Below are 21,234 nucleotides of genomic sequence, written 5' to 3'. Positions count from 1 at the left end.
CGAAGGAGATGTAAAGCGGGACCTTCAACGTGGCTGCCCGGCGACGGTGCCGCCGGGCAGTGCGCTCAGCCGAGGACCTGAAAGCTTCCGGCATTGATCCACAGGTGCACGGCAATGCTGGCGGCATAGCCCAGCGCGATCACCGGGGCCCAGCGCAGATGGCCCATGAAGGTGTAGTTGCCGCGAGCCTGGCCCATCAGCGCCACGCCGGCAGCCGAGCCAATGGAGAGCAGGCTGCCGCCGACACCGGCGGTGAGAGTGATCAGTAGCCAGTGGCCCTGGGACATCTCCGGCTCCATGGTCAGCACCGCGAACATTACCGGGATGTTATCGACCACCGCCGAGATCAACCCCAGGGCGATGTTGGCCCAGGTGGCATCCCAGCCGGTGTAAAGCGCCTCGGAGAGCATCCCCAGATAGCCCATGTAGCCCAGACCGCCGACACACATCACCACGCCGTAGAAGAACAGCAGGGTATCCCACTCCGCGCGGGCGACACGATTGAAGACATCGAAAGGCACCACGCTCCCCAGCTGGGCGAGCTTCTTGTCGTCGCCGCGGCGGGCGTAGCGGGTACGCTTCTTCTCCAGCGAGCGGGGTAGGGTGCGGCGCAGAAAGTAGCCAAAGAACTGCAGATAGCCAAGCCCCGTCATCATGCCCAGCACTGGCGGCAGATGCAGGAAGGTGTGACAGGCTACCGCAGTGGCCACGGTAAACAGGAACAGCAGCACGATGCGGCGTGCGCCGCGCTTTAGCCAGACCTCTTCCTCGAGGCTGTCCGGCTTGCGGTTCTTGATGAACAGGGTCATCACCACCGCCGGGATCAGGAAATTGACCAGCGAGGGGGCAAGCAGCACGAAGAACTCCTGGAACTTGATCATGCCGGCCTGCCACACCATCAAGGTGGTGATATCGCCGAAGGGGCTGAAGGCGCCGCCGGCGTTGGCCGCCACCACGATGTTGACGCAGGCCAGATTGATAAAGCGCTTGTCGCCCTCGGCAACCTTGGTCACCACGGCACACATCAACAGAGCGGTGGTCAGGTTGTCGGCAATGGGCGAAATGACGAAGGCCAGGACACCGGTGATCCAGAACAGCTGACGGTAGGTGAATCCCTTGCGCACCATCCAGCTGCGCAGCACATCGAAGGCGCGTCGCTCATCCAGGGCGTTGATATAGGTCATCGCTACCAGCAGGAAGAGCATCAGCTCGGTAAATTCGAGCAGGGTAGTCCGAAAGGCATGCTCGGCCTCGGTGGGCATCCCGGCCTGGACGTAGACCCAGCCGATCAGCGCCCAGATGATGCCGGCGGCGACCAGCACCGGCTTGGACTTTCGCATGTGCAGCTTCTCCTCGCCCATGACGAGCGCATAGGCGAGGACGAAGATACTCACCGCGACAAGACCGACCACCGAACTGGTGAGATCGAGCTCGCCGGTTACTGCGAAGGCGGTGGGGGCGAACAGCAGACAGACAAGCACGAGACATCCCGACCACCAGGCGGTGTGCCGGGGCCGTAGGGTTGGGTATCCGAAGGATGACATGGCGATGTTTTCCGAAAACGAGGTTCTTGGGAAGGGTGTGAAAGCACCTCGAGTCTAACACCTGTAGTGCACTGCAATATAGACGCAACCCCTTACCACCAAAGGAGTAGTGGTGTCGATGGAGGCCCTCGGTCTGCCACCCGGGCTGTTTTATGGCATTATCTGCGCTCCGGCAGCCGCCGGCCGCTTTCGGATCGCCAACGACGCAGGCAAGCCACGCATGTTTCTCGATGAATTTCATACCCTGGCAGGGGATCGCATCACCATCTCGGCTGAGCAGGCCAGCCGATTCGCCAAGGGAGTCGCCGGCGACTACAACCCCATCCACAACCCCGAGGCACGGCGATTCTGCGTTCCGGGAGACCTGCTGTTCGCGCTGGTATTGGCGCGCTTCGGCCTCTCCCAGCGCATGGAGTTCCGTTTCCTGAACATGGTTGGCGATGGTACTCCGCTCGGCTTCCAGGAGGGTGGAGATGGGCTGATTCGTGTCTGCGACGAGGCCGGCAAGTGTTATCTGGAGGTCTCGCGCGGCGGAGCGACCACCCACGACGAGGCGGTCGTGGAGGCCTTTACGCGCTGCTATGTCTCGTTCTCGGGCAAGAACTTTCCACACTACCTCAAGCCGCTGATGGAAGAGCAGGGCGTGATGTTCAATCCGCGCCGACCGCTGGTGATCTACGACAGCATGGGCTTCTGCCTGGAGCGCCTCGAGGGTCTGGCACCATCACTGGAGCTGCTCGACTCCTCGCTGGAGGTCAATGGCAAGCGTGGCGACACCCTGCTCGAGTTCAGCATCCAGTCGGGAGACGAGCAGGTGGGCACGGGTTCCAAGAAGCTGGTGGTCAGCGGCCTGTGTGACTACGACGCCGAGGCCATGGACGAGATCGTCGCCGAATTCTATCGTCTCAAGGCCGCCTACGAGGCCTGAGCGGGCCGTAACATCACACCTTCACCTTGCCCCGCAGAGCCTTGGTCTTGCCCTTGCGGGTCTTGCTGTCCACCCGGCGACGCTGGGAACCGCGGGTCGGGCGGGTGGGCTTGCGCACCTTGTGCTGTTTCACCGCCTCACGGATCAGTTCGCGCAGCCGAGCCAGGGCATCCTCGCGGTTCTGCTCCTGGGTGCGAAAGCGCTGGGCCTTGATGACCACCACACCCTCCTGGCTGATGCGCTGGTCGCCGAGCGCCATCAGCCGCTCCTTGTAGAAGGCGGGCAGGCTGGAGCGCTGGATATCGAAGCGCAGATGGATCGCCGTGGCCACCTTGTTGACGTTCTGGCCGCCGGCACCCTGGGAGCGGATCGCATTCAGCTCGATCTCCCAGTCGCCAAGCTCCACGCTGTTGGAAATTTTCAGCATTAGTGTTCTCTGCAGGTCAGGCGCCGCGCAGCGGGTCGAGCAAGCCGCCCAGGCCGTTGTGATCGATCTCGTGCATCAGAGCGAGCAGACGCCCCAGCTCGCTGTTCGGGAAGCCCTCCCGGGCAAACCATGCCAGGTAAGGCCCCGGCAGGTCGGCGAGCAGCCAGCCCTGATACTTGCCGAAGGGCATGCGCAGCCTGACCAGGGTCAGCAGGTCCTCGGGGTTCACGTTGTCTCCTCGTTGATGGTGGGGGGGCGGCCATGCTACCGGGATCGGCAGATCCTGCCCATGGCCGGCATCTCCACCAGCAGGGCGTCTCCCGAACGTCCCTGGGCCACGCGGCTGGCGAGTATCTCGAGGATGCCGGCGTGCTCACCCACCAGGCGTGTGGTGGCCACGCGCAGGCCGGGAGAGGCGGCCATGGCCTGTTCACAGATCTCGGCGATATCGCCGCCCTCGCCGGCATGGCGACCCGGGGAGAGAAACAGCATGGCCAGAATCACCTCGCGCCCGGCCAACACCTTCGAGGCGAGCAGGTCGGCCAGCAGCGGCTCATTGAAGCGATACGCATCGCCATCCCGGCGCTCCATGGAGGCGTAGGTCACGCAGCCGACCTCGTCGGCCAGCAGCACGCCGAGCTGCCCGGCCACATAGTTGCGCACCGCGGCGACCTCGGGAACCGGGCTGCCATGGTCGACCAGCACCACCGTCGGTGGCTGCCTTTCGCTCATCTTGCGGCGCGCCATGACCTCACGCACGTTATCGGCCAGCAGCCTGGCCAGGCGCAGGTCGAGTCCTGTGAGGGTGTCCACCAGTGGCGCCGTTACCTTGATGCCGAGGTTCGGGTACCTTTCCTGCACTTGTGCCAGGCGCTCCGGCAGATAGCGGGTCAGCGCCTGGCTGGGGCCGAAGAAGAAGGGCACGATCACCAGTTCGGTTACCCCCTCCGCCGCCAGACGCTCGGCCAGCGGACCCAGCGTCGCCGCCGGCTCGCCCTCCAGCTGCTCGGCCGGAATCTTGTGGGAGTGCAGCAGCGAGGCGGCTTCCACCGGCTCCCCGGTTGCCGCGGCCAGGGCGCTGGCCAGGCGGCGCAGGTTGAGCACGGCCTGGGGGCGCAGTGAGCCATTGTCGACGAGCAGGATGCGTGGCATGGGAGCCTCGAAGTGATGGCACAAGAGGCTTCACCCTAGCCGTTGACGCTGGTGCTGGAAAGCATGCTGGAGCGAGACGGTACAAGAGGAGCCTGCATCGTGGAACAATGAGTCCGTTAAGCAACATCATGTGATGCGATGGCACACCAAGAGAGTGAGTGCGTCAACAGAAAGGCACATCAACCCAGAGGTCCCATGAATCCTACAATCGAGTTGCTCAAGTCCCACCGCTCCATCCGCAAGTTCACCGACCAGCCGGTCTCCCGGGAGCTGCTGGAGGAGCTGGTGAGTGCCGGCCAGGCCGCGGCCACCTCGAGCCATGTGCAGGCCTACAGCATCATCCATGTGAAGAAGCCCGACAACCGCGAGGCGATCGCCGAACTGGCCGGCGGTCAGCGCTATGTGGCCACCTGCGGAGCCTTCCTGGTGTTCTGTGCCGACATGAAGCGTCCCACCGAGGCGGCCGAGCGCACCGGGGCGCGGGTGGTACGCGGCATGACCGAGCAGCTGCTGGTGGCCAGCGTGGACACCGCGCTGATGGCCCAGAATATGGCCGTGGCCGCCGAGTCGGAAGGGCTGGGCATCTGCTATATCGGTGGCATTCGCAACAACCCTCAGCAGATCAGCGATCTACTGGGCCTGCCCGAGCATGTCTATCCGGTGTTCGGCATGTGCCTCGGCTACCCGGCCCACGACCCCGACGTGAAGCCGCGCCTGCCGGTGGAGGCAATCCTCAAGGAGGATAGCTACCAGGACGACAGCGAGCTGGTGGCGGTCTTCGACGATGCCATGCACGCGTATTATCAGTCGCGGAGGGGCGGTCCCAAGGATTCCAACTGGTCACAGAACCTCACCCCACTGTTCGATACCAAGCTGCGCCCCCATATGCGTGACTTCCTGGTCAAGCGCGGCTTCGAGATGAAGTGAGAGGCAGCCATCGAGCATCGCCTTCAGGGGACAGTTGACGTAAGGCTGCAGTGCTGCGCATCTTGTCTCCATCGCAAATTGATGGAGTCATCATGCAAACCCTGCTCGACAATCACTCGGAAGCCACCCAGGCAGCGCTGGTCGCCATCGCCCATATGCCCACCGCCAGTCTGTCGGTGCTGATGGATGAGGGCTTCACCCGTCGCCTCACCGATGCCGACTTCATGCGTATCGCCGTGCTGCTGGCGCAGAAGAGCTTCGATGAGGGTGGTTGTCCCATCGGCGCAGTGATCATCGACAATGCCACCCGGCGCATCCTCGGCAAGGGTCACAATACTCTGGTGCAGGAGAATCACCCCTACCACCACGGCGAGACCTCCGCCATTCGTGACGCCGGACGAATCGACTTCAGCCGCACCACGCTCTTCACCTCGCTGAGCCCCTGCGAGATCTGTGCCACGCTGGTCAGCATGCGCGGCTTCAGCCGGGTCGTGGTGGGCGATGTCACCAACGCCTCGGGTACCGAGCCGCTGCTCCAGAGCCGGGGCGTGCGGGTCGATATCCTCGAGGATGCACAAGGCATCGAGCTCTACGCGCGCTTTCGCGCCGAGCGCCCCGAGCTCGATATCGAGGACTGGAAGGGAGGTGGGGCGGTCCGCTGCTGAAGACGACGATGGCCCTGGAGGGAGCAAGCCGTGGAGAGGCGCTTGGCACGGCTCATCAAGGGGCACATTCACAACTATCCGTTCACTCGTGGAGGACCACGGCATGGAGAGCCAGGCCGCTACCGATCTCGCGCCGCGTCTAAGAGCGCTGCTGGAGGGGTTACCCGAGGCGCAGCTGCCGATTACCTATCGGCAGGCCGCCGAGGCGTTGGGTCTTTCGCCGCCGCGTACCATCCAGCGCGTCGCCCTGGCCCTCGAGGCACTGATGCGCGAGGACGTGGCCGCTGGCCGCCCGCTGATCGCCGCCCTGGTGGTCAGCCGCCGCGGCGAGCTGCCCCGGGCGGGCTTCTTCGAGCTGGCCGTCGAGCTTGGCCGCCTTCCCGCCGCCCCGGCCGAGCACGTGGAGGCCTATCGCCGGGAGCGGGAGAAGGCCCTGAACGGCGGGGGATGAGGGCGCCGCATATCGGCGCCAGGAGTAAGGCAGCGGCTAGTTGAAGCGCGAGCGCGCCATTACTCTGCTGGAATCGTCAGCCCACGTTGCACGGCGGGGCGCGCCAGGAAGGCGGCCAGCACGCGATTGACCTGGGGGAAGTCGTCTATCCCCACCAGCTCCCCCGCCTCGTAGAAGCCGCCAAGGTTGCGCACCCAGGGCCAGACCGCGATGTCGGCGATCGAGAAGGCCTCGCCCAGCAACCAGTCACGCCCCGCCAGCTGCCGGTCCAGCACGCCCAGCAGGCGCCGGGACTCGCCTACATAGCGATCCCGCGGGCGCTTGTCCTCGATCTCCCGACCGGCGAACTTGTGGAAGAAGCCCACCTGGCCGAACATCGGGCCAATGCCGCCCATCTGGAACATCAGCCACTGCAGGGCCCGATAGCGATCTTGGGGGAGCTCGGGCAAGAGTTGCCCGGTCTTGTCGGCGAGATAGATCAGGATCGCCCCCGATTCGAACAGCGGCAGCGGCTTGCCCCCCGGGCCGTCGGGGTCGAGGATGGCCGGGATCTTGCCGTTGGGATTCAGCGACAGGAACTCGGGGGAGCGTTGATCATCGCCGTCGAAGCTGACCCGGTGTGCCTCGTAGGGCAGGCCGGTCTCCTCCAGCATGATCGATACCTTGACCCCGTTGGGGGTGGGCAGCGAATAGAGCTGCAGGCGCTCGGGATGCCGGGCCGGCCACTTGCGTGTGATGGGGAAGGCAGCCAGGTCGGTCATGTAAACCTCCTGTGGTTGAGCACAATGGCTGAACTCGATGCAAGAAGCAGGACAGTGCTGCCGTTGCTCGAGCACACGGGCGTCACGATGCAGCGGCGGCGGGTTGGGCCACCGCCGGGGCCTGCACCGGCGAGAAGCGATAACCCAGCAGCCGCATGGCATTCAGGGTCACCAGCACGGTGGCACCGGTATCCGCCATCACGGCAATCCACATGCCGGTGAAGCCCAGCGCCGTGGTGGCCAGGAAGATGGCCTTGAGTCCCAGGGCCAGAGCGACGTTCGTCTTCACGTTGTTGAGAGTGGCGCGAGACAGGTCGATCAGCTCGGCGATGCCGGTCACGCGGTTCTTGAGCAGGGCTGCATCGGCGGTCTCCAGCGCCACATCCGTGCCACCGCCCATGGCGATGCCCACGTCAGCCGAGGCCAGGGCCGGCGCATCGTTGATGCCGTCGCCCACCTTGCCGATGGGGCCCCGGCCGGCGGCCTGCCAGTCGCGAATATGGCGCGCCTTGTCTTCTGGCATCAGCTTGCCGTGGGCCTCGATGCCCAGGCTGTCGCCGATGGCCCTGGCGGTGCGCACGTTGTCACCGCTGAGCATCACCGCCTGTACGCCGAGGCGCGAGAGGGCCGCGAGGCCCTCGCGGGCATCGGCGCGGGGCTCATCGCGTACGGCGATCAGGCCGAGCGGGCGCTCGCCCTCCATCAGCACGGCGAGGCTCTTGCCGGCCTCCTCCAGTGCGTTGACCTGTTCGCTCTGCCTATCGTCGAGGAGCCCCCGATCGAGGAGGTGATGGGGTGGTACCAGGCCAAGCTCACGCCCCTCGACCCGGGCGGCAATCCCGCGACCCGCCACGGCGCGGCTCTCGCTAACCCGGGGAAGCGTGAGACCCTGCTGCTGGGTATGCTCCAGAATGGCCCGAGCGATCGGGTGGCTGGAGTCCTGCTCCATCGCCGCCGCCAGGCGCAGCACCTCGTGTTCGCCATGTTCGCCAGTCCAGTCAGCCACATCGGTGACACGAGGTGCACCGACGGTGAGCGTGCCGGTCTTGTCCAGCGCCACCAGGCGTAGCTTGCCCAGCTGTTCGAGCACGGCGCCGCCCTTGATCAGCAGCCCACGACGCGCCCCCGCCGAGAGGCCGGCCGCGATCGCCGCCGGGGTCGAGATCACCAGGGCACAGGGGCAGGCGATCAACAGCAGCGCCAGGGCGCGATAGATCGACTCCGACCAGGCCATGCTCGAGGCCAGCGGCGGCACCACCGCCATCAGCAGGGCCAGCCCGACCACCGCCGGCATGTAGTAGTAGGCGAAGCGGTCGATGAAGCGTGCCACCGGCGCCTTGGCGGCCTGGGCCTCCTCGACCAGGCGAATGACCCGCGCGATGGTATTGTCCTCGGCACCACGGGTCACCTCCACCTCGAGGGCGGCGTTCAGGTTCACCGTGCCCGCCAGGACCTCGTCGTCGACCGAGCGCGTGCGGGGCACGGACTCGCCATTGACCGGTGACTCGTCCAGCTCGGAGGTTCCCGCCAGGATGCGACCATCGCAGGGAACGCGGTCACCCGGCCGAATCATGACGCGCTGGCCCGGTGTGAGGGAGGAGGCCGACACCTCGCGAGTTCCCTGCTCATCGATCAGCCTCGCCGTCGACGGCGCCAGGTCGGCCAGGGCCGAGATGCTGCGTCGCGCGCGGGAGGCGGCCACGCCTTCCAGAAGCTCTCCCACGGCAAACAGGAACACCACCACGGCGGCCTCGGCGGCGGCATCGATCGCCAGCGCGCCCAGGGCGGCGATGCTCATCAGCATCTCGATGGTGAAGGGGTTGCGCATCTTCAGCGCCCCCCAGGCGCCCTTGATGATGGGCACCAGGCCCACCACGGTGGCCGCCACGAAGGGCCAGTTGCCCAGGGCCGGAAAGGTCATGCGCAGGATAAAGGCCAGCGCCAGCAGGCCACCCGTGACCAGCACCAGCCGCCCCTTGGCGGTTTGCCACCAGGGGGCTGGCGAGTCACTCGCCTGATGTCGCTGGTCACCGGGGACGACCCGATAGCCCAGCTCGTCGAGGGTACGCTCGATTGTCTCGTGGTTCGGAGAGCCCTGCGATGCCGGGACAATCTTCACCGAGCCGGTGACCGAGCTTGCCTGCACCTGCTCGATGCCCTCCAGGCGCCCCAGGGCGGACTCGACCTTGCGCTCGCAGCCGCCGCAGTCCATGCCTTCGACCCGGAGCGTCAGCGCCGAGGAGGCTTGCATAGCGGGTGAATGTTCCATGGTGGCACTCCTGCTGGTAGGTTACTGTCTCCAGCATAAACCTTGTAGCAACTATAGGTTCAAGGTGTAGGCTCAAGGCATAGGTTCAAATGACAGGTTCAAGCCGTTTGGAAGGAGCGTCATCATGTCGGAGACCAGGGCCGCCATCGGCATCGGAGAGCTGGCGCGGTGTGCCGGCTGCAAACCTGAAACGGTGCGCTACTACGAACGTGTCGGACTGATGAGTGGTGCGGTGCGTACCGAAGGTGGCCAGCGCCGCTATGGTGAGGAGGCCGTGAGGCGGCTGACCTTCATTCGTCATGCCCGGGACTTCGGGTTCTCGGTGGACGCGGTGCGTGAGCTGCTGACGATGTCGGATCGGCCCGACATGTCCTGCCATGAGGTGGATGTCATCGCCAAGCACCACCTCGAGGGGGTGGAGACACGGTTGCAGCGTCTAGAGGCACTGCGCGACGAGCTGCGCAGAATGGTGGGGCAGTGTGCCGGTGGCAAGGTCGAGAGCTGTCGCATCATCGAGGTACTGAGCGATCACCAGTTGTGCAGCAGCGAGCAGGCTCATGGTGGCGCCGGTGACCTGAAGCAAGGTCCTTACCGGTAGCGCTGTCGCCACTCCTTGACCGCGATCTGCTCCTTGAGCAGCTCCAGCATGTCGACCAGCACCTGCTCGGTGACCTGTTCGGTGTGCGGGTCGGTGCGCAGCCAGGCATCGAAGCCACTTTCGGCCAGATGCTCCACCAGGGTGGAGAACTCCGGCGACTGCAGCCCTGCCAGGGCCTCGTTGACCAGGCGGCAGGCCAGATCCGAGAGCGAGGCCTCGAGCCCCCGGGTCAACTGGCCGCCCATTGGCAAGCGCGAGAGTCGCTGGATCTCGGGACTCTCCGTCAGGGTACGGCCGACCAGACCCCGCACATAACGCAGGATATCGGGTCGGTTGTGGGTGTAGGCACTGCCGGCCATGGCCTCCAGGCGCTGGCTGATCTCCTGAATCAGTGCCTGCTGGCGAGGCCGCACCACCCGCTCCACCACGCCACCGGTGAGGGAGTCGCGAGAACGTACCTGGGCCTGGATGTTGCCCAGCATGCGGATGGCGATGCGGTCGGCAAGCTCCTCCATCAGAATGTCGTAGTACTTGGCGAGAACGGCATAGAGGTACCAGCGGCGTACATCGATCATCCCCAGCCGCTGCAGACGGTGCAGCAGCGAGATGACCCGCAGGACGCGCAGCAGACGGAAGCCACCCAGCGGAATGCAGCCGAGCACGTCGTACCAGTGCACGAAGGGGTAGAAGAACCAGCGGTGATAGCGCCGCTCGGCGATGGCCACCGCCCAGCCCAGCAGGACATCAAGCAGGAAGACCGCCACGAACGCCAGGTCGATGGTGAGAAAGTGGGCATGGATATGGCGTTCGTAGGCGCCGTGAAGGCCTGGCGTCATGGCCTCGAAGGCGCTGTTCAGCGGCGGCAGCAGAAAGAGGCTGTCGAACAGCAGCAGTGTCAGGTTGGCGATGACCAGCGCAATGATCAGCAGGTCCCAGGCCAGATGAACGCGTTCCCCTTGCGGGGTGAGTGGAGGCTGGCGTGTCTCCGGCATGGGACCTCCTGGCCTGTTCTGCACACCAGCGGCCTAGTTGAAGCGTGAGCGAGCCTTCTCGAAGGAGTCGCTCATCGACTTCCAGGCGCGCTCGGCACCCTCCTTGAGGTCATCCCAGGCGTCATCGCCGGATGCACGCATCTCCTCCAGCTTCTGGCGCAGCTCTTCACGCTTCTGCTCCAGCTGCTCGGCCTCCTGCTCCCGCTCCTCCTTGAGTCTGGCATCGGCCTCGGAGTGACGGGCCTGAGCCTTCAGCTTGTCGATCTCCGCTTTCCATTCGTCCAGCTTGGCGCGCAGCTTCTGTTCATAGGCGTCACGGTTGCTCATGCGTCCTCCTCGTTGTCGACGGTCTGGATAACCTCGAACCCCTCGAAGTTCGGTGTGCCTGGATAGAGCCCCTCGCGGCAAGGGTGGCACTCCTGATGACATTCTCCGCCGACGATGACATCTCTCCGCCGGCGGGACAAGAGCATACCGGGCCACGGTCAGTGAAGGGCGGGTCGATAGCTGTGATGCTATCTTGTAGAAAGGACAAGAAAGAAAGGTCAGGAAAGAAAGGTCAGGAAAGAAAGGTCAGGAAGGCAAGAAACGGGCCGGTTTGCTGTAAACGCTGCCCTCTGCCCTCTGCAAGGCCTTGCCATCCACCTTCCTGGACAACACTCGTAAGGATCCCCTCCGATCGCACCAGGAGTTACCGATACGCAGCCGTTTATCACCGAGCGTTCATCATCGAACGTTTATCTCTGAACAAGGAGACAAGACAATGAGCGATCAGCCTTCTGTCGTGCCAATTGAGGTGAAAACGGCGCCAGAGGCGGGAAAGGATCCCTTGACGAAGATGATCGAAATTGCCAAGGATGACAAGCTGTCGGACCGCGACAAGGCCGCCTTGATCACCTACTCCCAGCAACGATTTACCAATCGGCGGCGCATGGCCTACATGGCACTCACCGCCTTGATCGGTTCACTTGCCTTTATACTGATTGCCGCGCTTGTCGATGGGCTCAACTGTCCGCCGGGCCAGACCTGCCAGGGCATCCTCGGTTCCATCGAGAATAGTCAGACCCTGATCGCCTGGATCATGGGCTTTCTGACGGCGATCGTCGGGGCGTACTACGGGGTTTCCGCCTGGCGCCCCGCCAGTTGACAGCGCCCCACGACGACCATCGGCGACCGGCCCCCGCGCACTCGTCCTGAATAGCGGAGGCCATGCTGAGGTCAGAAGGCGCCGAACAGGCTGCCCAGGGTGATGACGCTGATCAGCGCCAGCATCGGAATGATGATGGTGACCATGGCGATGTTGAGGTAGGACTGGCGGTGGGTCAGCCCGCAGATGGAGAGCAGGGTGATCACCGCGCCGCAGTGGGGCAGGGTGTCGAAGCCGCCGGCGGCGAGCACCGCCACCCGGTGCATCAGCTCCGGGGCGATGCCGGCCTGCTCGGCCAGCGCCAGGTAGTCGCTACCGAGGGTCTGCAGGGCGATGCTGAGGCCGCCGGAGGAGGAGCCGGTGATGCCTGCCAGTGTGGTCATGGCCACTGCCTCGGAGACCAGCGGATTGCCAGGCGCCACGCCGAGCACCGCGTCGCGCAGGATGGCGAAGCCCGCTAGCGAGGCGATCACCGCGCCGTAGCCCACCTCCGAGGCGGTATTGAAGATCGGCAGCATCGAACCCAGGGCACCCCGGTTGAGGGTGTCCTGCAGGCTTTGCCAGTGGCGTAGCCGGGTCAGTACCAGCCAGGCGCAGGCCGTCAGCAGGGCGATGATGATTGCCCACAGGCCGGTCTGGTTGGCCACCTGCAGCTCCGGATAGGCGGCACTCAGTGCACTCATGTCCAGACGGGGGAAGATCGCGTAGGTGAACAGCGCGTTGATTCCGATCACCAGCACCAGCGGTGTTATGGCCAGCATGAAGGGCATGCCATCGACAGGGCGACTGTCGCCCTCGGGAGTCAGGTTTGCCTCGCGGCTTTCGTCATGCTCGCCGTAGCCTTCACCGGCGGTCTGGGCGCGCAGGGCGCGACCGTTCAGCCACCACCAGCCGACCCCGAACATGATCAGCGCCGCGATGATGCCAAGGCCAGGCGCGGCGAAGGCGTTGGTGCCGAAGTAGGGAATCGGAATGGCGTTCTGGATCGCCGGAGTCCCCGGCAGGGCGGTCATGGTGAAGGTGAACGAGCCAAGGGCGATGGCGGCCGGAATCAGCCGCTTGGGAATCGCGGCGGCGCGAAACAGCTCCCGGGCGATGGGGTAGATGGCGAATGCCACCACGAACAGTGATACCCCGCCGTAGGTCAGCAGGCCACAGGCCAGCACCACGGTCAGGATGGCGTGACGCACCCCAAGCACTCGGGTGATCCAGTTGGCGATGGCGCTGGCCGCCCCGGAATCGGCCATCAGCTGCCCGAACAGTGCCCCAAGCAGGAAGATCGGGAAAAACTTCAGCAGGTAGCCGCCGAGTGCGCTCATGAAGGTCTCGGTATAGATCGGCAGCATCAGGGCGATATCGCCGGAGAGCAGCACCGCCAGAGTGGCCATCAGCGGTGCCAGCAGCAGCACCGAGTAGCCGCGGTAGGCCAGATACATCAGCAGCAGCAGCGAGATAACGATCGCCAGGGTACTGAAAAACATGCAGACGTCCTTGTAGACAGAAACAGGTGGTATGAGTGCGGCCCACGCGGGCAGGCCTCCTTGGAGCAGCGAGGTGGCCAAAATGAGGCGGCGAATACTTACATATCCAACAATAAATACAAGAGGCCGATTTCCCCGTTCGTCCAGGAACGGGGTTCGATGCCTGGAGCCGGAGAAGGGCGGCAGGATAGGGCGTCGGGTCACATGGAGAGGAAGTTAGAGGCGCACCCTGTCGCAAAGGGCCTGGGTTGCGCCTTGCGACATCCTTGTCGTCAGGCCTCCGTCAGGAGCCCATTGGTGGGCCTGGTACGCTTGTGCCCCATGCGCTGCTGGCAGATGCGGGGGCTATCGTCCGGACTCTGCCGGCTCTTCGACGTTGAACACGCTTCTCAGGTAGTGGACATATTCCGGGTCGCGGGTGGTGGCCTTGCCCGGGGCATCGGAGATCTTGGCTACCGGCTGACCGTTGCACGAGACCATCTTGATGACGATGTTCATCGGCGTCACCCCGGGCAGGTCGCAGGTCAGGCTGGTGCCGATGCCGAAGCTGGTGCGAATGCGCCCCTCCAGCGCCTGCTTGATGGCCATGGCCGAGTCGAAGGTCAGTGCATCGCTGAAGATCAGCGTCTTGCCTCTGGGGTCGATGCCCAGCCGCTCATAGTGGCGGATGCACTTCTCGGCGAACACCAGCGGATCGCCGCTGTCGTGGCGCAGGCCGTCGAACAGCTTGGCGAAGTAGAGATCGAAGTCGGCCAGGAAGGCATCCAGGGTGATGGTGTCGGTGAGCGCCACGCCGAGATGGCCTCGATACTCCTGGACCCAGGCCTCCAGGGCGGCGCGCTGGCTGTCCACCAGCCGGCTGCCCAGCTGCTGGTGGGCCATCACCCACTCGTGGGCCATGGTGCCCATCGGTGCCAGGCCGTGGCGGCGCGCGATATCGACATTGCTGGTGCCGACGAACTGGCCCGGAAACTCCTCGGCCAGCACGCCGATAATCGCCTCCTGCACCGGTTGCGACAGCCGCCTTCGGGTGCCGAAGTCGGCCAGGCGGAAGTCGGCCAGCTGGGCCGACGTGTAGTCGCGACGCAGCGCCCCCAGCTTGTCGCGCAGCCGGCTCACCGCCTGGTCGATGCTGGCGTCGGGGTGCAGCACCCGATTGCGCACCTCGCTGATGATCGCCAGGATCACGATCTCGAACAGGATGCTGTGCGACCAGGGGCCGTCGATGACGATGCACAGCTCACTGCCTTCCATGTAGGTGGCCACGTACTCCGGGCGAAAGCGGTAGAGCTCCAGGAAGCGAATGAAGTCGGGGGACAGGTAGGGAAAACCGCTCAGGTAGGCGGACTCGTCGCGGCTCAGGGCCAGGCTGGCCAGCCGGTCGATCTGGTCGCGAATCTCCCCCAGATAGGGCGCCAGGTTCTCGGCGTTGCGGCAGCGAAACTCCCAGGCCACGCTGGCGTTGGGGTACTTGTGGTGCACCCCCTGCATCATGGTCAGCTTGTACCAGTCGGTATCGAGCAGTGAGGTGATGATCTGGCCCGGTGCGCGGTACGCGGCCGCCATGGAGTGCTCCCTGTGTGGTGATGGCATTGATGGTAATCGTATCGCTCGGGGGCGGCCATTTCGAGGGCTATCAAACAAGACACCCTCGCTTCAGGGTGGCAAGGCGGCCCGGGTCGGTGGCATTGTCGAGTCTGACGTGCCCGCGTCGCAATCTCGGCCACGCCGGTCACGCACCCTCGAAATCCGACAGGAGGAGTCGCCATGAAACCGCTTTCGGGAACGGGGTTCGCGATCTTCGGGGCCGCCCTGATTGCCATCAGCTATGGGTTGGCACGCTTCGCCTTCGGGCTCTTCGTGCCCCCTATACGCGACGAGCTGAGCCTCTCCTCCTATGTGATCGGCATCATCGGCTCACTGCCGCTGATCAGCTTCCTGCTGGCCACCGCGGTGGCCCCCGTGATCACCGATCATCTCGGCGCCCGCTATACGGCGGTGCTCTCGGGGCTCTTCGGTGCCGCCGGGCTTGCGCTGATCAGTCGAGCCAGTGGGCCGCTGATGCTGGGCTCGGGGGTATTCGCGTGTGGCATCTGCACCGGCTTGATGATGCCTGCGCTGACCGCGGCCATGCAGGCAACAGTCAGGCGGTCGTTGCATGGCCGCGTCAGCTCGGTGATGAACGCGGGGACCAGCATCGGCGTGATCGTGGCCGTCCCGACGGTGCTGTTCCTGGCTGGCGCCTGGCGCCACGCCTATCTCTCCTTCGCCGTTCTTGCCGTTCTCGGTGTGATCGCCACCTGGCTCCTCCTGCCCTCGGTCTCGCGGGTCGTGCCGGCCGACGCGGCATCACCACCGCCGCTCGGCGAGCTGCCGTGGTCACGGCTGGTCAGGCTATCGCTGTTTGCCTATGTGATGGGCTTGGTCTCCTCCGCCTACTGGATCTTCGCGCCTGACCTGGTGGTCACCCTGGGTGGCCTTCCCTCGGGCGTTACTGGGTGGTTATGGCTGGCGGTGGGCATCGCGGGGCTTGGCGGTGCCGTGGTGGCCGATCTGGCCGATCGCAACAACCCGCCGATTACCCAGGCGCTGATGCTGATGATGTTGGCGGCGAGCCTGGCGCTGCTGGCGGCAAGCCCCGCCAACTCTGTGCTGGCGGCCTTTTCCGCGCTGGTCTTCGGCCTGGCCTACATGAGCCTGACCGGTCTCTATCTGATGACCGGCATCCGGTTGCTGCCGGGCCGGCTCTCGATGGGGCCAGTGCTGCCCTTCATGGCGGTATCGCTGGGCCAGGCCACCGGCTCGCCGGCAGTGGGGGCGCTGGTGGATGGCTTTGGCTATGCCGATGCGTTCGCCATGTTCGCGGCCCTCGGCATTCTGGTGGCCGTGCTCTCGCCCTTCTACCCCGGCGCCATCGCCCAGGCGGAGGAGGAGGCCTCCGAGGAGGAGGGCGGTCTTCAGGCGGCCTACGACCACCAGCTTCAGAACGAGGAGGGTGAGCCGCTGGAGGATCCTCTCGAGGATGAAGATGAGACCTCCGCCGCCACCTCGTGACTGACCACTACCCGGTTCCTGCCGCCGTGCTTGCCATCGTAGAGCGCGCGGTCGGCCCGCTGGATCAGCTCGTCCAGATCGGTTTCCTCGTCGAGAACTTCGGCGATGCCGATGGTGACGGTGAGGCGGTGGTCGGGCATGGCCTCCATCACCGTCAGCTCTCTGACCTTGCTCCGCAGGCGCTCCGCCACCATTCGTGCGTCCTTCAGATGGGTCTCCGGCAGGGCCACGATGAACTCCTCGCCCCCGAAACGCCCGATCACATCCTGGGGACGGAGGGATCGCCGACAGGCTTCCGCGATCGCGGCCAGCACCCGGTCGCCCTGGCTATGCCCCCAGGTATCGTTGATGGCCTTGAAGTGATCCACGTCGACCATGAACAGGCAGAAGGGCGCCTCGGCGTGCCGCGAGCGCCGTAGCAATGCCTCGGCGCGAGTCATGAAGTGACCGCGGGAGTCCAGGCCGGTCAGCGCATCCTGCTCGGCGATCCTGCGCAGCTGTGCCTCCAGCGACTTGCGGTGCGCGATCTCCTCGACCAGCTGGCGGTTCTGTATGCGCTCCTCCTGCAGAAGCGCGAACTGCTTGCGCTGCAGCTTCTCGAGACGCAGCAGGGTGAAGAAGCCTACGCCATTGGTCATGATAAGCAGCAGGGTGGTGCGCATCACGACCACGGCAGAGGCGTCCGCCGCCATCACGGACGCCACCAGAAAGCCGACGCCCAGATAGAGGCTGGCGGCTGTCGCGATAGGCAGTAAGTTGGGGATGAGCAGATAGAACGCCATGGTGGCGACCACGACCGCCGGGACCTGGGTTGAAAGGCTCTCGGGGCGCAAGGGCACGATCAGGATGATGCCGCTCGCCAGTATCCAGAGTGGCAGGGCGTGTAGCCAGGCTGGGCGAGTATCGCTGCCTCGGCGTCTGATCATGAAGGCGAGTGTCAGGCATGAGGCGACCACCAGGGTACGCATGATGCTCAGCAGGCAGAACTCCCGGGTCAAGCCGGCATAAAAGTAGTCCGAGATGGCAAACATGCCGAAGATCAGAGCCGCCACGCATAGCGCCAGGCAGGTTTCGGTTCGGACTCGCGGCTGGATGCTCCGGCGATACAGCGCTTCCCTGCTCTGCTCTGCTCGTGGAACTGACCGGTCAACCGGTGCAAGTGATGTGTGGTTCCTGGTGCCGGCAAGGCCAGGTTCTCCCCGTCCAGTTTGGGTTGAAGGGCATTGCGTCTCCCGTCGGGCATGGTGGACCCGAAGGCGACTGGATCCCGGGTCAGGATATCGGAACCGGGCGTTGCCAGACGTTTAATCGGCCTACGCGGTATTCGCCGACGCGTAGCCTTGTTGGGGCAGCGAGGCCGGCAACGTCACACAGGGCCTTCAATTCTCTGATTCACATCAACCCTCTCATCCGCAAGTGGGCCTGTTTGTCAGCCTGCCAGCATATCCTTCATGCAATGTGCGGGCGGCTTGACTGTAGTCGTTGAGTGGCTGATCGGGAGAGCCCTTCAGGCATGGCGAGTCAGGTGGGGGCTCAGCTCGGACTTCAGTGGCTGGGCGCAGAGGGCTCGTCAATCAAGTGCTGGTAGATTCGAAAAATCTTGATGATGGTCAAGAAGGTGGCGAGAGGGTGTTATAGGATTATGGCTTTTTGACCGTGTTGCCTACTCTGTTGAGCCGGCTAATGTTCTGCACATTAACCGTAGCTCTGGACGTCAATCATAAGAGGAGTGCAGTGTGCTGAACCGACAGCTGGGCCGGCATGGGAGGTGGTATGACTGTCAAAAATAACCGTGCAGGAGTGAACCCGGTTCAGTCGGCCGGTAATGCGGAGGCGGAAGGCGCTACCTGTCACTGCAGCACGATGTCAGCCTTGCGCCAGCGCCTCAATCAACTCTCTACCGCGGTCGAGCAAAGCCCGGTCGCCATCGCGATCACGAACACCGAGGGGCAGATCGAGTATGTCAATCAACGCTTTGTCGATGTGACGGGCTACAGCCGCGAGGAGTTGCTGGGCAAGACGCCAGCCGTGATTCAGTCAGGAGAGACGGCACCCTCGGTCTACCGGGATCTCTGGGAAACGCTGAAGGCCGGTGAGGTGTGGCGCGGTGAAATGCTCAACCGGCGCAAGAACGGGGAGTGTTACTGGGAAGCCGAGGTGATCACTCCGGTGCGCGATGATCAGGGCCAGGTGGTCAACTATGTCGCTGTCAAGGAGGATGTTACCGAGCGCCGTCGCCAGAAGCGTGAACTCGAACTGTTGGCAACGGTCTTCAAGACCGGTCAGGCGACCATGATTACCGACGCCGAGATGCGGATCGAGCGTGCCAACCAGGCATTCACCGATGTCACCGGGTATCGCGAGGATGAAGTGCTGGGCAAGACACCCAAGATCTTCAAGTCGGGTAGGCATGGCACGGCATTCTATCGGCGGCTGTGGGACTCGCTTTTCGACACCGGCCATTGGCAGGGGGAGATCTGGAATCGCAACAAGTTCGGTGAGGTTTATCCGTTGTGGCAGTCGATCACCGCGGTATACGACGACGAGGGCGAGATTCGACATTTCGTCGCGGTTTTCCATAATATCGCCGAGCGAAAGCGCATGGAAAACGAGCTGGAGCGCCAGGCAACACGGGATCACCTCACTGGCGCCTTAAATCGCCGCGCCTTCGATGACTCCCTGCGCCAGGCCCTGGAACAAGCCGAACGCGACAGCATGCCCTTCACTCTGCTGCTCTTCGATATCGACCACTTCAAGCAGGTCAACGATCGATACGGCCATGATGTCGGCGATGCCATCCTCAAGCGGCTTACCGAACGGGTGGCCAGCACGCTGCGTACCACCGATATCCTGTGCCGCTGGGGGGGTGAAGAGTTTACCATCCTGCTGCAGGGTACCTGCCTCAAGGGGGCTGCCAGTTTCGCCGAGCGCCTGCGATATCAGATCGCGGGTGCACGCCTCAACGGCCTGGAAGTGACGATCAGCACCGGTATCGCCCAGTATCGACCTGGAGATGGCATGAACTCGCTGTTGGCGCGGGCCGATGACGCCCTCTATCGTGCCAAGCGGATGGGGCGCAACTGCATCGTGGTGGAAGACGAATGACGGCCGCCCTGGTACATGCCGCCTTCCAGCAGGCGGGCGAGGCGATGGTGGTTGCCGATGCCGATCTCAAGGTGCTGGTCGCCAATACCGCCTTCGCAGAGTTGGCTCGCCTGGAGGCAGCGCAGCTACAGGGGCTTTGCCTGTACAAGCTGGTTGACGAGAGCTGCATGGCCATGGATCTTCGGGAGATGCTGCGCACCAGTGATCAAGTGAAGACCGAGTTCATGTTTCGGAACCATCTGGGTCAGAGTGCACCGGTGCTTCTCTCCCTGTCAGGGGTTCGTGATGCCGATGGCAAGCTGAGCCATTACATGATGGTGATCTCCGATCTGATGGCATTGGCCGCTTCTGGCCGCAAGACTGGTCGGGAGGTGTACTTTGATGCCCTGACAGGTCTGCCCAATCGAGAACTGCTCGGTCAGCTGATGAATGAGTCCATCGAACATGCCAGGCGGCGAGGCGCCCAGCTGGCGCTATGTGTTCTCGATGTTGACCACTTCAAGACCATCAACGACACCCATGGCCAGGAGATAGGCGACCAGCTGATTACCCAGCTGGCCCATCGCATCAGCCATCTTGTGCAGGGTGACGATATCCTGGCTCGTATCGGTGGTGATGAGTTTGCTCTGCTGCTTCAGCAGGGCGCTGACGAGGAGACGTTGGCGTGGCTGCTCAACAGCATCGCGGCGCCGCTATTTCTCAAGGGGATCATGCTAAAGGTGACCGTCAGCCTGGGGGTTGCCCTCTATCCACAGGATGATGTGGAGGGCGACGTCTTGTTGCGTCACGCCACTCAGGCGATGCATCGTGCCAAGCAGCAAGGCCGAAATATCTTCCATGTCTTCGACTCGCGGTTCGACCGTGAACTGCAGGCCAGGGAGGAACAGCGTCGTCGCTTTCAGCGTGCTATCACCGACAATGAACTCTGCCTGCACTATCAGCCCCAGGTCGATATGCTCGATGGTCGGGTAATAGGTCTGGAGGCGCTGGTGCGGTGGCAGCATCCCGAGAGGGGGCTTTTGCCACCGGGGGCCTTTCTTCCTTTGATCGAAGGCAGCAGCCTCGATGACCGGCTCGGTGAATGGGTGCTGGAGGCAGCATTGCAGCAGCTGGAGGCGTGGGGGCAGGAAGGCGTTAACCTACCGATCAACGTCAATATCAGCCCCTCCCACCTGCTGTCAGAAGACTTCGTGGAGCGCCTTACGCTGATGCTGTCACGCCATCCGGAGGTGCCAGTTACGCGCCTGAAGTTGGAAATACTCGAAAGTACCGCCCTGAGCGACTTGCCAGCGGCCCTGGAGACAATGCGTCGCTGTCAAGAATTAGGCATCGATTTCGCCATTGACGATTTTGGTACCGGCTACTCATCGTTGACCCATATGCGACAGTTGCCGGTCGACTTGATCAAGATCGACCAGAGCTTTGTGCGCGATATGCTTGATGACCCTGGCGATCTGGCCATCGTCGAGAGCGTTATCTTCATGGCCAACCGGTTCAAGCGACCGATGCTGGCAGAAGGTGTCGAGACCATCGAGCATGCCAGGCGGCTGTTGGCACTCGGTTGCGCCCAGGCTCAGGGCTATGGCATCGCCAAGCCCATGCCCAGCACTGATTTGCCGGCCTGGCTCAGCGAGTGGTCCGAACGACATGATTGGACAGCGCTGGCCATGCAGGTCATGCCGCCTTCAGGAGAGAGCTCGACCAGCTCCGCGGCTTGTCGGATCGGCAATTGA

20 protein-coding genes are annotated in these 21,234 nt (G+C 63.9%); 9 read left to right on the top strand and 11 right to left on the bottom strand.

Annotation, left to right across the window (positions count from 1 at the left end; translation table 11 throughout):
- Positions 1 to 65: 65 nt before the first annotated feature.
- Positions 66 to 1,544, bottom strand: coding sequence for a sodium:proton antiporter NhaD (gene nhaD / locus GRB80_RS07360; protein ID WP_161423098.1), 1,479 nt, complete (start codon positions 1,542 to 1,544; stop codon positions 66 to 68).
- Between the two features lie 220 nt (positions 1,545 to 1,764).
- Between nhaD and GRB80_RS07355 the strand changes: the two genes are divergently transcribed.
- Positions 1,765 to 2,472, top strand: coding sequence for a DUF3581 domain-containing protein (locus GRB80_RS07355; RefSeq protein ID WP_161424261.1), 708 nt, complete (start codon positions 1,765 to 1,767; stop codon positions 2,470 to 2,472).
- A 13-nt stretch (positions 2,473 to 2,485) separates the two neighbouring features.
- Here GRB80_RS07355 and arfB read toward each other — a convergent pair whose 3' ends face one another.
- Genes arfB through GRB80_RS07340 form a run of 3 tightly spaced genes read right to left on the bottom strand, consistent with a single transcriptional unit; the run spans position 2,486 to position 4,051 of the window.
- Positions 2,486 to 2,899 (bottom strand): alternative ribosome rescue aminoacyl-tRNA hydrolase ArfB, encoded by a 414-nt coding sequence (gene arfB, locus GRB80_RS07350; RefSeq protein WP_132042026.1) that lies wholly within the window; start codon positions 2,897 to 2,899, stop codon positions 2,486 to 2,488.
- A gap of 16 nt (positions 2,900 to 2,915) precedes the next feature.
- Complete coding sequence (locus GRB80_RS07345) at positions 2,916 to 3,128, bottom strand: DUF3820 family protein (protein WP_161423097.1); 213 nt, start codon at positions 3,126 to 3,128, stop codon at positions 2,916 to 2,918.
- Between the two features lie 35 nt (positions 3,129 to 3,163).
- Positions 3,164 to 4,051, bottom strand: a complete 888-nt coding sequence (locus GRB80_RS07340) for a sirohydrochlorin chelatase (protein WP_161423096.1) — start codon at positions 4,049 to 4,051, stop codon at positions 3,164 to 3,166.
- Positions 4,052 to 4,246: 195 nt separating this feature from the next.
- Between GRB80_RS07340 and nfsA the strand changes: the two genes are divergently transcribed.
- The 3 genes from nfsA to GRB80_RS07325 all read left to right on the top strand — a co-directional run bounded on the left by nfsA (position 4,247) and on the right by GRB80_RS07325 (position 6,094).
- Positions 4,247 to 4,978 (top strand): oxygen-insensitive NADPH nitroreductase, encoded by a 732-nt coding sequence (nfsA, locus tag GRB80_RS07335; RefSeq protein WP_161423095.1) that lies wholly within the window; start codon positions 4,247 to 4,249, stop codon positions 4,976 to 4,978.
- A gap of 92 nt (positions 4,979 to 5,070) precedes the next feature.
- Positions 5,071 to 5,643, top strand: coding sequence for a nucleoside deaminase (locus tag GRB80_RS07330; protein WP_161423094.1), 573 nt, complete (start codon positions 5,071 to 5,073; stop codon positions 5,641 to 5,643).
- Positions 5,644 to 5,746: 103 nt separating this feature from the next.
- Complete coding sequence (locus GRB80_RS07325; RefSeq protein ID WP_161423093.1) at positions 5,747 to 6,094, top strand: hypothetical protein; 348 nt, start codon at positions 5,747 to 5,749, stop codon at positions 6,092 to 6,094.
- A 59-nt stretch (positions 6,095 to 6,153) separates the two neighbouring features.
- On the opposite strand, the gene GRB80_RS07320 is transcribed toward GRB80_RS07325, so the two are convergent.
- Both GRB80_RS07320 and GRB80_RS07315 read right to left on the bottom strand, forming a co-directional pair.
- Complete coding sequence (locus GRB80_RS07320) at positions 6,154 to 6,855, bottom strand: glutathione S-transferase N-terminal domain-containing protein (protein ID WP_161423092.1); 702 nt, start codon at positions 6,853 to 6,855, stop codon at positions 6,154 to 6,156.
- Between the two features lie 82 nt (positions 6,856 to 6,937).
- The gene (locus GRB80_RS07315; RefSeq protein WP_161423091.1) at positions 6,938 to 9,124 is read right to left on the bottom strand and encodes a heavy metal translocating P-type ATPase; all 2,187 of its coding nucleotides are present in this window, start codon (positions 9,122 to 9,124) and stop codon (positions 6,938 to 6,940) included.
- A 124-nt stretch (positions 9,125 to 9,248) separates the two neighbouring features.
- Between GRB80_RS07315 and GRB80_RS07310 the strand changes: the two genes are divergently transcribed.
- Entirely contained in the window at positions 9,249 to 9,722 is a 474-nt protein-coding gene (locus tag GRB80_RS07310; RefSeq protein WP_161423090.1) for a MerR family transcriptional regulator, read from the top strand.
- On the opposite strand, the gene GRB80_RS07305 is transcribed toward GRB80_RS07310, so the two are convergent.
- Together GRB80_RS07305 and GRB80_RS07300 are read right to left on the bottom strand one after the other, a co-directional pair.
- Positions 9,713 to 10,714 (bottom strand): ion transporter, encoded by a 1,002-nt coding sequence (locus tag GRB80_RS07305; RefSeq protein ID WP_161423089.1) that lies wholly within the window; start codon positions 10,712 to 10,714, stop codon positions 9,713 to 9,715. The genes GRB80_RS07310 and GRB80_RS07305 overlap by 10 nt on opposite strands.
- A gap of 33 nt (positions 10,715 to 10,747) precedes the next feature.
- Complete coding sequence (locus GRB80_RS07300) at positions 10,748 to 11,041, bottom strand: sll1863 family stress response protein (protein WP_161423088.1); 294 nt, start codon at positions 11,039 to 11,041, stop codon at positions 10,748 to 10,750.
- Between the two features lie 502 nt (positions 11,042 to 11,543).
- Here GRB80_RS07300 and GRB80_RS07295 point away from each other — a divergent pair.
- Positions 11,544 to 11,861 (top strand): hypothetical protein, encoded by a 318-nt coding sequence (locus GRB80_RS07295; RefSeq protein WP_161423087.1) that lies wholly within the window; start codon positions 11,544 to 11,546, stop codon positions 11,859 to 11,861.
- Positions 11,862 to 11,932: 71 nt separating this feature from the next.
- On the opposite strand, the gene GRB80_RS07290 is transcribed toward GRB80_RS07295, so the two are convergent.
- Complete coding sequence (locus GRB80_RS07290) at positions 11,933 to 13,342, bottom strand: GntP family permease (protein WP_161423086.1); 1,410 nt, start codon at positions 13,340 to 13,342, stop codon at positions 11,933 to 11,935.
- 345 nt (positions 13,343 to 13,687) lie between these two features.
- Positions 13,688 to 14,908, bottom strand: coding sequence for a nicotinate phosphoribosyltransferase (gene pncB / locus GRB80_RS07285; RefSeq protein ID WP_161423085.1), 1,221 nt, complete (start codon positions 14,906 to 14,908; stop codon positions 13,688 to 13,690).
- A 201-nt stretch (positions 14,909 to 15,109) separates the two neighbouring features.
- On the opposite strand from pncB, the gene GRB80_RS07280 reads away from it, so the two are divergent.
- Positions 15,110 to 16,396: an MFS transporter gene (locus tag GRB80_RS07280; protein WP_161423084.1), complete on the top strand. Its 1,287-nt coding sequence runs from the start codon at positions 15,110 to 15,112 to the stop codon at positions 16,394 to 16,396.
- Here the strand turns inward: GRB80_RS07280 and GRB80_RS07275 are convergent.
- Entirely contained in the window at positions 16,324 to 17,448 is a 1,125-nt protein-coding gene (locus GRB80_RS07275) for a GGDEF domain-containing protein (RefSeq protein ID WP_309663522.1), read from the bottom strand. The two genes, GRB80_RS07280 and GRB80_RS07275, sit on opposite strands and share 73 nt — an antisense overlap.
- 811 nt (positions 17,449 to 18,259) lie before the next feature.
- Between GRB80_RS07275 and GRB80_RS07270 the strand changes: the two genes are divergently transcribed.
- Entirely contained in the window at positions 18,260 to 19,501 is a 1,242-nt protein-coding gene (locus tag GRB80_RS07270) for a sensor domain-containing diguanylate cyclase (protein WP_161423083.1), read from the top strand.
- Positions 19,498 to 21,234 carry a putative bifunctional diguanylate cyclase/phosphodiesterase gene (locus GRB80_RS07265; protein ID WP_161423082.1) on the top strand — a complete coding sequence of 579 codons (1,737 nt, stop codon included), beginning with the start codon at positions 19,498 to 19,500 and terminating at the stop codon, positions 21,232 to 21,234. Before GRB80_RS07270 ends, GRB80_RS07265 begins: the two co-directional genes overlap by 4 nt.

It is taken from the genome of Halomonas icarae (assembly GCF_009901955.1).
In the GTDB taxonomy this organism is placed as follows: Bacteria; Pseudomonadota; Gammaproteobacteria; order Pseudomonadales; family Halomonadaceae; genus Halomonas; species Halomonas icarae.
This window is presented reverse-complemented; position numbering and strand designations above follow the sequence as displayed.